Annotated in this window: 12 protein-coding genes; 11 read left to right on the forward strand and 1 reads right to left on the reverse strand. The window is 45.6% G+C overall.

What is annotated here, in order from left to right; all coding sequences use genetic code 11:
• The first annotated feature begins 13 nt into the window (after window positions 1-13).
• From M3212_RS03200 to M3212_RS03245, 10 genes are all read left to right on the forward strand, one after another.
• Window positions 14-1,321, forward strand: a complete 1,308-nt coding sequence (locus M3212_RS03200) for an arsenic transporter (protein WP_251192500.1) — start codon at window positions 14-16, stop codon at window positions 1,319-1,321.
• A 12-nt stretch (window positions 1,322-1,333) separates the two neighbouring features.
• Window positions 1,334-1,756, forward strand: coding sequence for an arsenate reductase (thioredoxin) (gene arsC, locus M3212_RS03205; protein WP_251192501.1), 423 nt, complete (start codon window positions 1,334-1,336; stop codon window positions 1,754-1,756).
• Between the two features lie 483 nt (window positions 1,757-2,239).
• Window positions 2,240-3,700 carry a SulP family inorganic anion transporter gene (locus M3212_RS03210; protein ID WP_251192502.1) on the forward strand — a complete coding sequence of 487 codons (1,461 nt, stop codon included), beginning with the start codon at window positions 2,240-2,242 and terminating at the stop codon, window positions 3,698-3,700.
• Window positions 3,701-3,798: 98 nt separating this feature from the next.
• Window positions 3,799-4,221, forward strand: a complete 423-nt coding sequence (locus M3212_RS03215; RefSeq protein ID WP_349774164.1) for a universal stress protein — start codon at window positions 3,799-3,801, stop codon at window positions 4,219-4,221.
• A gap of 254 nt (window positions 4,222-4,475) precedes the next feature.
• Window positions 4,476-5,498, forward strand: coding sequence for a PstS family phosphate ABC transporter substrate-binding protein (locus tag M3212_RS03220; RefSeq protein ID WP_251192503.1), 1,023 nt, complete (start codon window positions 4,476-4,478; stop codon window positions 5,496-5,498).
• Between the two features lie 103 nt (window positions 5,499-5,601).
• On the forward strand, window positions 5,602-6,558 hold the full coding sequence (pstC, locus tag M3212_RS03225; protein ID WP_251192504.1) for a phosphate ABC transporter permease subunit PstC: 957 nt from the start codon (window positions 5,602-5,604) through the stop codon (window positions 6,556-6,558).
• Between the two features lies 1 nt (window position 6,559).
• A complete protein-coding gene (gene pstA / locus M3212_RS03230) occupies window positions 6,560-7,444 on the forward strand; it encodes a phosphate ABC transporter permease PstA (protein ID WP_251192505.1) in 885 nt (294 codons plus the stop codon).
• An 18-nt stretch (window positions 7,445-7,462) separates the two neighbouring features.
• Window positions 7,463-8,299: a phosphate ABC transporter ATP-binding protein PstB gene (gene pstB / locus M3212_RS03235; protein ID WP_251192506.1), complete on the forward strand. Its 837-nt coding sequence runs from the start codon at window positions 7,463-7,465 to the stop codon at window positions 8,297-8,299.
• Window positions 8,300-8,317: 18 nt separating this feature from the next.
• Window positions 8,318-8,962 carry a phosphate signaling complex protein PhoU gene (phoU, locus tag M3212_RS03240; protein ID WP_251192507.1) on the forward strand — a complete coding sequence of 215 codons (645 nt, stop codon included), beginning with the start codon at window positions 8,318-8,320 and terminating at the stop codon, window positions 8,960-8,962.
• A gap of 148 nt (window positions 8,963-9,110) precedes the next feature.
• Window positions 9,111-9,680, forward strand: a complete 570-nt coding sequence (locus M3212_RS03245; RefSeq protein ID WP_251192508.1) for a hypothetical protein — start codon at window positions 9,111-9,113, stop codon at window positions 9,678-9,680.
• Between the two features lie 178 nt (window positions 9,681-9,858).
• Here M3212_RS03245 and M3212_RS03250 read toward each other — a convergent pair whose 3' ends face one another.
• Complete coding sequence (locus tag M3212_RS03250) at window positions 9,859-11,541, reverse strand: methyl-accepting chemotaxis protein (protein WP_251192509.1); 1,683 nt, start codon at window positions 11,539-11,541, stop codon at window positions 9,859-9,861.
• Window positions 11,542-11,748: 207 nt separating this feature from the next.
• Here M3212_RS03250 and M3212_RS03255 point away from each other — a divergent pair, with 207 nt between their 5' ends.
• Window positions 11,749-12,120, forward strand: a complete 372-nt coding sequence (locus M3212_RS03255) for a DUF1516 family protein (RefSeq protein ID WP_251192510.1) — start codon at window positions 11,749-11,751, stop codon at window positions 12,118-12,120.
• Window positions 12,121-12,373 lie beyond the last annotated feature (253 nt).

Consider the following 12,373-nt stretch of genomic DNA (forward strand, 5'->3'; position numbering starts at 1 on the left):
AAGGAGTGGGAGAATGGAAGTATGGGTCGCAGTCGCCATCTTCCTAGTGACGCTTGTGCTTGTCATCTGGCAGCCAAAGGGTCTTTCGATTGGCTGGTCGGCAACGATCGGGGCCTGTCTGGCATTGCTTGCCGGCGTTGTTGATTTGCAGGATGTAGCAACAGTCACAGGAATTGTCTGGAACGCGACATTGACATTTGTCGCGATTATTATCATTTCATTGCTTCTTGATGAAATTGGATTTTTTGAATGGGCAGCCCTGCATATGGCGCGATTTGCCAAGGGGAATGGGCTGAAAATGTTTTTGTATGTTTCTGTATTGGGAGCGATTGTCGCCGCGCTTTTTGCTAATGACGGGGCGGCGCTCATTTTAACGCCGATCGTTTTGGCAATGGTTAGGGCATTGCGCTTTAAAGAAGCGATGGTCCTTCCGTTTGTCATGGCGAGCGGCTTTATCGCTGACACGACTTCATTGCCTTTACTTGTCAGTAATCTCGTCAACATCGTCTCGGCCGATTTCTTTGGCATTGGTTTCATTGAGTATGCGACACGGATGGTCGTACCGAACTTATTTGCGTTAGCGGCGAGTATGCTCGTTCTGTATCTTTATTTCCGTAAAGATATTCCTAGCCACTTTCAAGTGGATGAACTGAAGAAGCCGGTGGAAGCGATTAAAGATAAGAGACTTTTCACGCTTTCCTGGTATATCCTCGCCTTGCTGTTGATCGGTTATTTTGCCAGCGAATTTATTAACGTACCGGTGTCCTTTATCGCGATGCCGATTGCCTTGATCTTTTATGCTATCTTTCGCGTTGTCAGTCGGGAGAATCCGGAGCTGCAAGCCGCTGGTATCATAAAAGGAGCACCATGGGCAATCGTTGTCTTCTCGATCGGGATGTATGTCGTCGTCTACAGTTTGCGCAATGTTGGCTTAACCGATATGCTGGCGGCATTTATTCAGTCGGCGGCCGATGAAGGGCTGTTTGTCGGGACGCTGACGATGGGCTTTCTGGCGGCGCTGCTTTCCTCCGTTATGAACAATATGCCAACGGTGATGATCAACGCGCTGGCGATTGCCGAGACGAATACAGCCGGGCTGATGCGCGAGGCGCTGATTTACGCCAATGTCATCGGCTCCGATCTAGGGCCGAAAATCACGCCGATCGGTTCGCTGGCGACGCTGTTATGGCTCCATGTGCTGGCGAAAAAGGGAGTTAAGATTTCGTGGGGCTATTATTTCAAAGTCGGGATCATTTTGACGATTCCAACTTTATTTATTACATTATGCGGCTTGTATCTCTGGCTGACCATTTTAGGATAGGGAGGGATCACGATGTCAAAACCAATCATTTATTTTCTCTGTACAGGCAACTCATGCCGGAGCCAGATCGCTGAAGGCTGGGGCAAGGCTTATCTTGGCAATGAATTCGACGTGTACAGTGCCGGCATTGAAGCTCACGGAGTAAATCCAAAAGCGGTAGCGGCGATGAAGGAAGTCGGAATTGATATTAGCGGACAAACGTCCGATACGATTGATCGGGAGCTGCTGCAAAAAGCGGATCTGGTCATCACATTATGCGGACACGCCAATGACATTTGCCCGGCGACGCCGCCAAATAAAAAACGGGAGCATTGGGGATTTGATGACCCGGCTCAGGCTGAAGGAACAGAAGAGGAGAAATGGGAAGTCTTCAGACGGGTGCGCGATCAGATCGGCACCCGCATCAAACAGTTTAAAGAAGAGCAGACAAGTTAACAGTGCAGCTTAGGGTCGGGAGGTTGTTTTTAACCTTTCCCGGTCCTAAGCTAGTTTTACTTCAAGCGCTCTTTGTGAGAACTTTTCGGATGGGAGTGAACGATAAAAGTGAAAGGGTTATGATTCGAAGAAATAGGTAGAAAGGAGAAGTATTCAAGCGAATAAAGGGAATGAGACACGCTTACATAAGGATTTGACTTTAGGCTCGATGATGATAGAATATCATCTGTTAATAACGGCCCCCGACTTTTGTGAGAGTCAAAAGTCGATTAAATAAACTGAATAGGAAAGAGGCCACTGAAAAACGTCCTTTTTCGTAATTCGAAGAAGAGTATGGCTCCGCACGTTGCGCGTCTTGCTTCGACAAACCCACTTGTAGCAAGACTTTCAAAATCAGGCAACGGCTACGCTCATTACGAAAAAGCTGCTGAAAAAAGTGAAAATCGTACTTTTTCAGCAGCTTCATAGGAAAGAGGTGCTTAATTGACCGTTCAATCTATAAAAGAAGAGTGGTTTGGGAATGTGAAGGGCGATGTTTTGGCCGGAATTGTCGTCGCTCTTGCCTTAATCCCTGAAGCGATTGCCTTTTCAATTATCGCTGGTGTCGATCCGATGGTCGGATTGTATGCCTCCTTTTGTATTGCTGTGGTGATTGCCTTTGTTGGTGGGCGCCCGGGTATGATTTCCGCAGCAACTGGAGCAATGGCGCTCGTCATGGTCACCCTCGTCGCTGATCACGGGCTGCAGTATCTTTTGGCAGCAACGATTTTAACCGGGGTGCTGCAAATCATTTTCGGTGTTTGTAAGCTTGCCCGGTTAATGAAATTTGTCCCGCGCTCGGTGATGGTCGGTTTTGTCAATGCGCTGGCGATTTTGATATTTATGGCGCAGCTCGAGCAATTTGAGGGTGCTAACTGGGTCATGTATACCCTTGTCGCCGCCACTCTTGTTATTATTTACGGGCTGCCCAGAATTACGAAAGCGATCCCGTCAGCACTGGCGGCAATCATCGCAATTACCGCCTTTGTGATTGTCATGAACCTTGATATACGCACTGTTGGCGATATGGGGGCGTTAACGCGGGAATTACCGTTCTTTTTAATTCCAGAGATTCCGCTGACTTTTGAAACGTTAGCGATTATTTTTCCTTATTCCCTAGCCTTGGCGGTTGTCGGGCTGCTTGAATCATTGTTGACGGCGAATATCGTTGATGATATGACCGGAACGGAAAGTGATAAAAATAAAGAAAGCCGCGGCCAGGGAATCGCCAATATTGTGACCGGATTTTTTGGCGGAATGGCCGGGTGTGCGATGATTGGACAATCCGTAATCAATGTCAAGTCAGGCGGGCGCGGCAGACTGTCGGCTCTTGTGGCCGGAGCGTTTTTGATGTTCCTGATTATCGCTCTTGGCGGTCTTGTCGTACAAATTCCGATGGCGGCCTTGGTTGGTGTGATGTTCATGGTTTCCTTAAGTACTTTCGATTGGAACTCGGTCCGTCACCTTCATAAGTTGCCGCGAACGGATGCCTTTGTTATGGTCGTTACAGTCATGACCGTAGTGATTACGCATAATTTGGCGATCGGGGTCTTTGCGGGTGTATTGCTCAGCATGATGTTCTTTGCTGCGAAAATTTCAAAAGTCGAGCTCGAGCAGACGTACATCAACCACTTAGATAAACAGGTTTATAAAGTAAGCGGGCAGATTTTCTTTGCCTCGGTAACGGATTTTGTTAACAAGTTTGACTATAAAGCTCCGGCCAGGCTTGTTGAAATTGACCTGAGTAGCGCTCATTTATGGGATGACTCGGCGGTAGGTGCGTTAGATAAAATCGAACAAAAATATGCTCGGGCGGGCATTCCAGTTGAATTTGTCGGCTTAAATGCAGAGAGTGAACAACTGAAAAAACGGATCGGAGGGCTGTCCAAGTCTTCCGGACACTAGGCTGAACCAGGCCGTCGGCATAAATACTCTGCGGATGGCCTGGTTTTTCTTTACAATTCTTTACCAAATCATTACGATGGAAGGAAGGGGAGGGGATCATGCGAATGTTCAAGCGGATTTTAGTTCCGGCTGACGGATCGGATCATTCTTGCCGCGCTGTTGAATACGCGGCCGATTTAGCAAAGACGTTTTCAGCGGAGATGATCATTCTGTATGTTGTAGATGATACGACAGCGAAGACGGATGTGGTAGCCGCGAACAGCAAGGATGAAGTTGACAAGAAGCGGAAAGAAAAGCTTGCCCCGGTTACGGAATTAATTGAACGGACAGGAGTCGCCTATAACACACGTGTTATCCATGGGGAGCCAGGCCCGGCGATCGTCAAATTTGCCAATGATGGGAAGTATGACTGTCTTGTAGTTGGCAGCCGCGGCTTAAACCGGTTGCAAACGATGGTCCTCGGAAGTGTCAGTCATAAAGTGGTGAAAAGAGCAAATATGCCTGTGCTAATTGTAAAATAGAATTGAATAATACCAATGAGTAATATGGACCGCGACTTTTATCGTTATGATAAGGGTCCGGTCTTTTTTTATTTGAAGCAAAAAGCGAGTTGAAAATGATTCATCGCGACAGAAACCGTGTTCATGCGACAGTCATTTACAAAACCTTTACATGACGATTAAACGTTCTTAATATTGGGCTACTATACTAGCAATTGTGAGAGGGAAAAGCTTCTCGACATACCACTTATCGATAGAAAAGGGAGGACAATTCATTGAATTCAAAAAAATTATTATTGTTCCTAATCATGGCGGCCTTAATGGTCATTGTCGCAGCGTGTGGAGGCGGTTCAGAGGAGCCAGCACAGGGAGAAGATCCTGGTTCTGAAGAAACAGCTGAGCCTGCAGGTGACGAAGGCGCTGAAGAGGAAGCAGCAGGAGAAACAGCTGAATTAGAAGGCAGTGTTGTCATCGACGGTTCAGGTACTGTTTATCCTTTAATGGCTGCACTTGCTGAGGAATATATGACAAACGAACAGCAAAATGTATCTGTTGAAGTAAGTCGTGCCGGTACGAGTGCTGGTTTTGGTAGATTTCTAGTTGAAAATGGAACAGATTTCAACGATGCCTCTCGTGAAATTAAAGAAGAAGAGTTGGCAGAAGCAGAAGCAGTTGGTTTCGAAGTGCAGGAATTTAAAGTAGCGCTTGATGGCTTAACATTCGTTGTTAATCCTGAAAACGATTGGGCAACTGAATTAACAGACGAGCAATTAATCAGCATTTTCAAAGCTGATAGTGGCGTAACGAAGTGGTCTGATCTTGATCCGAGCTTCCCTGATGAAGAGATCAATCCAATGGGACCGAACGAAAACCATGGTACGTATGAATTCTTCTATGATGAGGTTCTTGATGAAGCTGACTTAGTAGATGGTGTGAACTTGCAACAAGAATATTCAACTCTTGTAAACCTTGTTGCTGAGGATCGTAACGCAATCGCGTTCTTCGGCTTCGGATACTATGTAAACAACCAGGATTCATTACAGGCTGTTAGCGTTGATTTTGGTGAAGGACCTGTTGAACCATCTCTTGACACAATCGCTGAAGATGGCGACTATGCTCCATTCACACGTCCTGTATTCACATATTTGAATGTAAATCATGCTAAAGAAAAGCCTCAAGTACTGGATTTCGCTAAGTTTGTAGTTCAGAACATTAATGAATTTGCCGGTCCTACAGGATTTGCTCCGCTTCCAGAAGACGAAGTTCAATCCTATATGGAGTTTCTTGAAAGCTTATAATAAACAAGAAAATTAATCGTAATAGGATGAGAGCTGTTAGCAGGTTCTCATCTTATTACATGTAAAAGTAGCGGGTGTAACACCAGAAAGGGTGCTCTTAACAATGGAAGCAAGCAGCGGTATGAAAAAGGGGAACGCTGTTAATGTGAGGGAATTGATCGAAGAAAAGAAGCAGTCGAGAAGTATAAGCCAGCTGATGGAAAAGCTTATGCCGAAGCTGCTGCTTTTAATTGCCACCATCTCTGTTTTGACAACAATCGGCATTTTGTTCACCCTCCTCACAGAAACGTTCGAGTTTTTCCGCAGAGTGTCAGTTGTTGAATTTTTCACTGGAACTGTTTTAAGACCGTTAAGCCAAAATCCCGAATTTGGCGTGTTGCCTTTGATTATGGGAACGATGATTTCTTCCGTAATTGCGATGTGTATCGCGATTCCGATTGGATTAATGACAGCTATTTATTTGAGTGAATATGCGACTGAAAAAGTAAGAAAAACCTTTAAACCTTTACTTGAAGTACTAGCAGGAATTCCGACTATCGTCTATGGATTCTTTGCCTTTACGTTTGTAACGCCTATCCTGCGGGCGATTATTCCCGGTCTTGAGCCGACGAACATCTTAAGTCCAGGGATTGTGATGGGAATTATGATTATTCCGATGGTTGCGTCTCTATCCGAGGATGCGATGAGTTCCGTACCGAATGCAATGCGGGAGGGAGCTTTAGCACTTGGAGCGACAAAGCTTGAAGTAACTGGAAAAGTGGTTATTCCGGCAGCGATATCCGGAATTATTGCTTCATTTGTTCTCGGGATTTCACGGGCAATTGGGGAAACGATGATCGTGACGATTGCGAGTGGAAGCTCGAAGAATTTTACGTTTGACATTACTCAATCTATGCAGACGATGACTGCATACATTGTTGAAGTAACCGGCGGCGATGCTCCGGCCGGCTCTACGATATATTACAGCTTATATGCGGTGGCGATGACGCTATTTGTCTTCACCTTTTTAATGAATTTGCTTGCAAGGTATATCTCCCGCCGCTTCAGGGAGGAGTACTAAGATGAAATATATTAATCTTGAACAAGTTCAGCAGAGAATGAATACACGTCTTGTTATCAATACTGCGGCAAAATCATTCTTTTTATTGGCAACGGTTTTCGGTCTTATCGTCCTTGCTATTTTGATTTATCGTGTCGCAGCGGATGGATTGTCATGGATTAACAGTGGCTTTTTGACTGGGCGTCTGTCAACTGATCCGAGTAAGGCCGGGATTATGGGCGCGATTCTTGGAACGCTGTGGTTAATGCTTGTCGTTGCTCCGGTAACGATGCTGCTCGGTGTCGGAACGGCGATCTATTTAGAAGCGTATGCGAAAAAAGGCCGGGTGCATTCTTTCTTGCAAACGAACATTTCCAACCTTGCCGGCGTCCCTTCAATTGTATTCGGGATTCTCGGCTTGACCATCTTTGTGAGATTGATGGACTTAGGCGGTGTTATCCTGGCCGGGGGGCTGACGATGTCCCTGCTCGTCCTGCCGATTGTCGTTGTCGCAAGCCAGGAAGCAATCCGGGCTGTGCCAAATCATCTGAGCGAAGCATCATTCGGTATGGGAGCGACAAAGTGGCAAACGATTAAAAATATTATTTTGCCTGCCGCATTGCCGGGGATTTTAACTGGGGCGATCCTGTCGCTTTCGCGGGCAATTGGAGAAACGGCGCCATTAATTGTCATCGGGATTCCGGCTTTGCTCATTCCGTTTCCGGGTGGATTAATGGATCGCTTTACCGTGCTGCCAGTACAAATTTATTATTGGACGATTGATTCGGCTTTAGTGGCTGAATATGCCAATTTGGCGGCCGCTACGATTGTTGTCTTGCTCTTGGTGCTCTTTCTTCTGAACTCGACTGCGATTATTATTCGCAATAAGTTTCAAAGACGCTATTAATAACAGGGGGTAATAAACATGGGGATGGTATCAGTAAAGGAAAAAAAAGAAATTGAATTTCAAAAGGGAAATGACCAGGTCGAGCAAAAAACGCAACAATCGAACGTCGTCTATGATACAGAAAACTTAAATTTGTGGTATGGCAAAGATCTAGCGTTGAAAAATATTAATCTATCGATTTGTGAGAAGGAAGTAACGGCGATTATCGGCCCATCAGGTTGCGGAAAATCCACCTATATCAAGACGTTGAACCGAATGGTCCAGCTCGTGCCAAGCGTAAGAATTTCTGGGGATATTCGCTACCGCGGCAAAAATATTCTTGATAAGTCGTATAAGGTCGAGGATTTACGAACACGGGTCGGGATGGTCTTTCAAAAGCCGAATCCTTTTCCAAAATCAATTTATGATAATGTCGCCTACGGACCAAGAATCCACGGGATTCGCAACAAGAAAATTTTAGATCAGATCGTTGAGCGGAGCTTACGCGGCGCGGCGATTTGGGATGAAGTCAAGGACAGACTGAACGAAAATGCCTACGGCCTATCCGGCGGACAGCAGCAGCGTCTCTGTATCGCCCGCTGTCTGGCAATTGAGCCAGATGTCATTTTAATGGATGAGCCAACTTCCGCGCTTGACCCGAAATCTACGCTGAAAGTAGAAGAACTAATTCAAGAGCTGAAGCAGGACTACTCCATTATCATCGTGACACATAACATGCAGCAGGCTGCCCGTATTTCTGATAAAACGGCCTTTTTCCTGAACGGGGAAGTCGTTGAGTTTGATGAAACAGATATTATTTTTTCCAACCCGGCTGATAAAAGAACGGAAAATTATATTACAGGCCGTTTCGGATAAAGAAAGTGTGAACCATTCATGCGTACATTTCATTCACAGCTTGAATACGTCAAGCAGGAGCTGCTTACAATGGGCAGTCAGGTAGAAAAGCAAATCCATAGTATGCGGCAGGCGTTTGCGGCGATGAACTATGCGGCTATGGATCGGATTATTGAGGACGATCATCTCATTAATCAGTTGGAAATCGGGATGCACGACAAAGTGACGTTACTGATTTCCAAGCAGCAGCCGGTGGCGACTGATCTGCGTAAACTCATCGTCGCTTTAAAAGTTTCAAGTGACCTGGAAAGAGTCGCGGATTTAGTTGTCGATATCGCCAAGCAATCGCAGCGAATGAAAGAGCAGGGACTCGTTTCCTTTAAGGAAAAGCTTGAAACGATGTTTTCCATTGCGGAGGATATGATGCATGATGCTTTAAGGGCGTACGAAGCATCCGATATGCTGTTGGCGCAAAAGGTCGCAATGCAGGATGACAAGGTTGATGATTTATATGGAAAAATCATCCGCGAGCTGTTTCAACTTGATAGCAGTGATGTGGAAATCGATCAAGTGACGCAGTTGGCCTTCGTCGGTCGCTATATCGAACGAATTGCCGATTACGCGACGAATTTGTCCGAATGGGTCGTCTATGAAGTAAACGGCAAACATTTTGATTTGAATTAAAGAGCCATAGACAAAAGGCTGCTTCTTTACCCTTTTGTCTATGGCTCTTAGCTATGGCCAAGCCACCATGAACTTGTTTTCCCCTCATCTTCCTGATGTAACCAATCGTGTGGCCGCGTCGTTTCATAAAAAAGGAGGGGGAATGTTTATGAAAAAGGTTGGCTTGTACGGGCTGCTTGTTTTGCTGATGTACAATTTATTTCCACTGTCAGCAAGCGCTTGTTCGTGCGTAGAGAATCGTGGAGTGGAGGAAGCGCTGGAGCTGGCTGATGCTGTTTTTAGCGGAAGAGTGCTTGACGTGCAGGAGCAGAAGGGAGCCGATGGCTCTCAGGCTAAAGCTGTTCACTTTTCAGTTGATCGGGCATGGAAGGGCGTGAATGAGACGGAAATCATCATTGCCACAGGATTAGGTGGGGGAGATTGCGGGATCGACTTTATCGTAGGCGAGGAATACGTTGTTTATGCGAACCAGTCGTCGTGGTATGCGAGCATTGCGCCGCTGGAAGCAATTATATGCAGCCGGACGACTTCTCTCGCTGCGGCGGAAGAAGATTTACGAGAACTTGGTGAAGGGACACAGCCTGAACATGACGTTGAATTGATGATCGGACAGAGCGATCCAGTCAAATGGTGGACCGGAGCAATTGGCGGGATGGGTGTACTCGTTGTCCTCGGTTTACTTTGGAGAAAAAACCGCAGAAAACAGCGTGAAGAATGACGCACGAGAGGTGAAGGGAAATCTCCTCGCAAAGACCGTGGGCGTTAGTCAAACGAAATAAAAAATTCTCTGCAATAAGCGTTTAAAAGCCCGTTGTGAGTGGGTTTCTCACAGCGGGCTTTTGGTAATTGTGGCGATTGCCAACAAGACAAAGCTTGTTTTGGCTCAAGCGCTATTTTCAAGCCTGAAGCTGCTGGGTCAACGCTTTTAAAGATTGTGATAGATGGGAAAGCTTTGAGCCGATTTCATGTGTTTGCTTCATATGGTTCATTTGGTATTGACTTGTTGTAATCATTTCTTCGGCGCTGGCCGATGTTTCCTGAGAGATGGAGGAGAAGCTGAGCGATGTTTGCTCAAGCTCAGGCAGCAATGTTTCTACTGTTTTCAGCTCAGCCTGCATGTCCTGCAGCCTTTGACTGACCTTGGAAATCTCCTGCATCAGTTCATCAAACGCCGTCTTTGAATGGTTGGCGATTTCAAGATTGGTCTTTGTTTTCGCCAGCATTAGCTCAAATTCTTCCGTCGCTTCATAGGTGACATTCTCCATTTTCGCTATCGAGGATGTAATCTCCTCCGTTGCCTGAGTGGACTGCTCGGCCAATTTGCGGACTTCATTGGCGACGACGGCAAAGCCTTTCCCCGATTCACCGGCGCGGGCCGCCTCAATTGTCGCATTTAAGGCGAGCAGTTTCGTTTGCTCGGAAATCCCCTGGATCAGACCGACGAGATTTCCGATGGAGGCGGAGTATGTGTTAACATGCTTAATCGTATTCGTTAAATGATTGAAGTCTTTTTCAAAAGTGTGATTCGTTTCAATCAACTGCGTCATATGCCCTTCGCCAAGCTTCGCCGAGTCGTTCATTTCGGCCGAACTCATGTAGACCTTGTCCATATTGCCAATCATTGTTTCGATTTTTTCTTTAACTGTTTTAAAGCTGATGACGCTCAGCTCAGAGCTGGAGGCGGTCTGCTCAGCACCTTCTTTCACGATATTGATCGTTTCGATTAATTGTTCACTGGTCGTGAGCGCCTCCTCGGAGGAATTCGATAATTCCTGCCCCTGTGTATCAAGCTCCTTCGTCATTTCCTTAATGTCCTGCAATAGGCTGCTAATTTGACTGATCATCGCATCATAGCTTTTATGTAGGGAGATAAATTCCGGTAATGTTGTTTTCAGCTTCATTTGCTGCTGAAAATTGCCATTGCGTACTTCTTTCATCGCGTTGCGCATGACCATCAGTGGCTTTGTCAAACTTTTGACAAAGAGCATCAGTAGGATCGTCGCGATGATAATGCTGGCGCCGATAATGGAATACGTCATATTCGCCAACTGTTGGATCGCACCCATATAGGAAGCTGTCGGGACAAGCAGTGCATAGATCCCGTTAATCTCGGCCATCTCCTGGAAGGAGACGGTATACTCCACCCCATCAATAAATTCATGAAAGGAACCGTTTCCCATCTCTTCTATTTTGTCGATAAAAGACTCCGGTAATACGATGTCAGGAAAATCCTGAGCAAGAAAAGGGGTTGCCATATGGTCCTGAATTGCTAAAAAATAAGCAGTCATTCCTTCTTCCTCCAGCTTGGTCCTTTGCTGACGAATGTTTGTTTCAAGCTGCTGCATAAAGTAATCATAATCACTGATATAAAGGAACTGGAGGTTTGTCGCGATATAACCCATGAGTTCAGTTTCGCGCATCAGCCGGTTTTCAATTGAATTCATCGTGACATCTTTCGCCTGCAAATAAGCGCTTACACCAGTCGTAGTCACAGAGAGGAACAACAGAGAGACGAAAATCGCAAGCAGTCTTGCCCGCAGGCTGAATTTTTGCAGCAATGACACATACAATTTTTTCATGAACAGCAGAACCCCTTTATCACGTTATCGATCATGTATGCCAAATGGAATAGGTCTAGTTACACAATAGCAGACGAACGTTAAGTGAATGTAAACAATCTGTGAAGGATCGCTAAATTTCTCCGATTATCTTTTTGTTCCGATTGTACATTTGCCGCTCACTCATTTAGAATAAAGGTAACAATTGTTGGTAAGGAGGAAGTAGTCGTGTCACAGCAACTTTTTACTATTTTTTATCAATCGCATATCGGTTCATGGGCGATTTTAGTCCTGTTGTTTTTCGTCAGTTATTTCTTGGTAAAGGGCGGGATTCGCAAAGGCGGAAAGATTGTCCATATGATCCTGCGGTTGTTTTACGTCATTCAGATTGTTTCAGGCGTCGGCGTGTTAATGGCGTATGAATTTCCGGCTGTATTTATCATCAAAGGAATTATTGCGATCGTAATGATTTATGCGATGGAAATGATTTTGGTCCGGACACAAAAAGGAACGATGGAAAAAGGCGGCTTGTATTGGGCCATCCTTTTGATTTCTTTACTGCTCGTCGTTTTGCTTGGATTTGAAGTTATTTCATTTTAAACGAAAAAGCTGTTTCAAAGAGCCTGAGTCGAGGCGTTTTGAGGCAGCTTTTTTTAGTGAAGGCGCATTCGTTGATCACCTTTTAAATGAAAATTTACGGGCTGAGTCGAGGAAGGACGTCGGCTTCGCGCGTTACCTGGGTGGCTGAAAAAATGGTAACGGCTCTGCACGCTGTCTGTAAGAAAACCGCATAGCGGTCTTATTTACTAGAAATGATAGAGCGATCAATCTGGCAAAATGGTAAACTAGAAAC

Source organism: Halalkalibacter oceani, from assembly GCF_023715705.1.
In the GTDB taxonomy this organism is placed as follows: Bacteria; Bacillota; Bacilli; order Bacillales; family Bacillaceae_D; genus Halalkalibacter; species Halalkalibacter oceani_A.

What these genes read in the sequence shown, in the direction of transcription:
- M3212_RS03200 (WP_251192500.1), top strand. Translation starts at nt 14, where the DNA reads ATGGAAGTATGGGTCGCAGTCGCCATCTTCCTAGTGACGCTTGTGCTT.
- arsC (WP_251192501.1), top strand. Translation starts at nt 1,334, where the DNA reads ATGTCAAAACCAATCATTTATTTTCTCTGTACAGGCAACTCATGCCGG.
- M3212_RS03215 (WP_349774164.1), top strand. Translation starts at nt 3,799, where the DNA reads ATGCGAATGTTCAAGCGGATTTTAGTTCCGGCTGACGGATCGGATCAT.
- pstC (WP_251192504.1), top strand. Translation starts at nt 5,602, where the DNA reads ATGGAAGCAAGCAGCGGTATGAAAAAGGGGAACGCTGTTAATGTGAGG.
- pstA (WP_251192505.1), top strand. Translation starts at nt 6,560, where the DNA reads ATGAAATATATTAATCTTGAACAAGTTCAGCAGAGAATGAATACACGT.
- pstB (WP_251192506.1), top strand. Translation starts at nt 7,463, where the DNA reads ATGGGGATGGTATCAGTAAAGGAAAAAAAAGAAATTGAATTTCAAAAG.
- phoU (WP_251192507.1), top strand. Translation starts at nt 8,318, where the DNA reads ATGCGTACATTTCATTCACAGCTTGAATACGTCAAGCAGGAGCTGCTT.
- M3212_RS03245 (WP_251192508.1), top strand. Translation starts at nt 9,111, where the DNA reads ATGAAAAAGGTTGGCTTGTACGGGCTGCTTGTTTTGCTGATGTACAAT.
- M3212_RS03250 (WP_251192509.1), bottom strand. Translation starts at nt 11,541, where the DNA reads ATGAAAAAATTGTATGTGTCATTGCTGCAAAAATTCAGCCTGCGGGCA.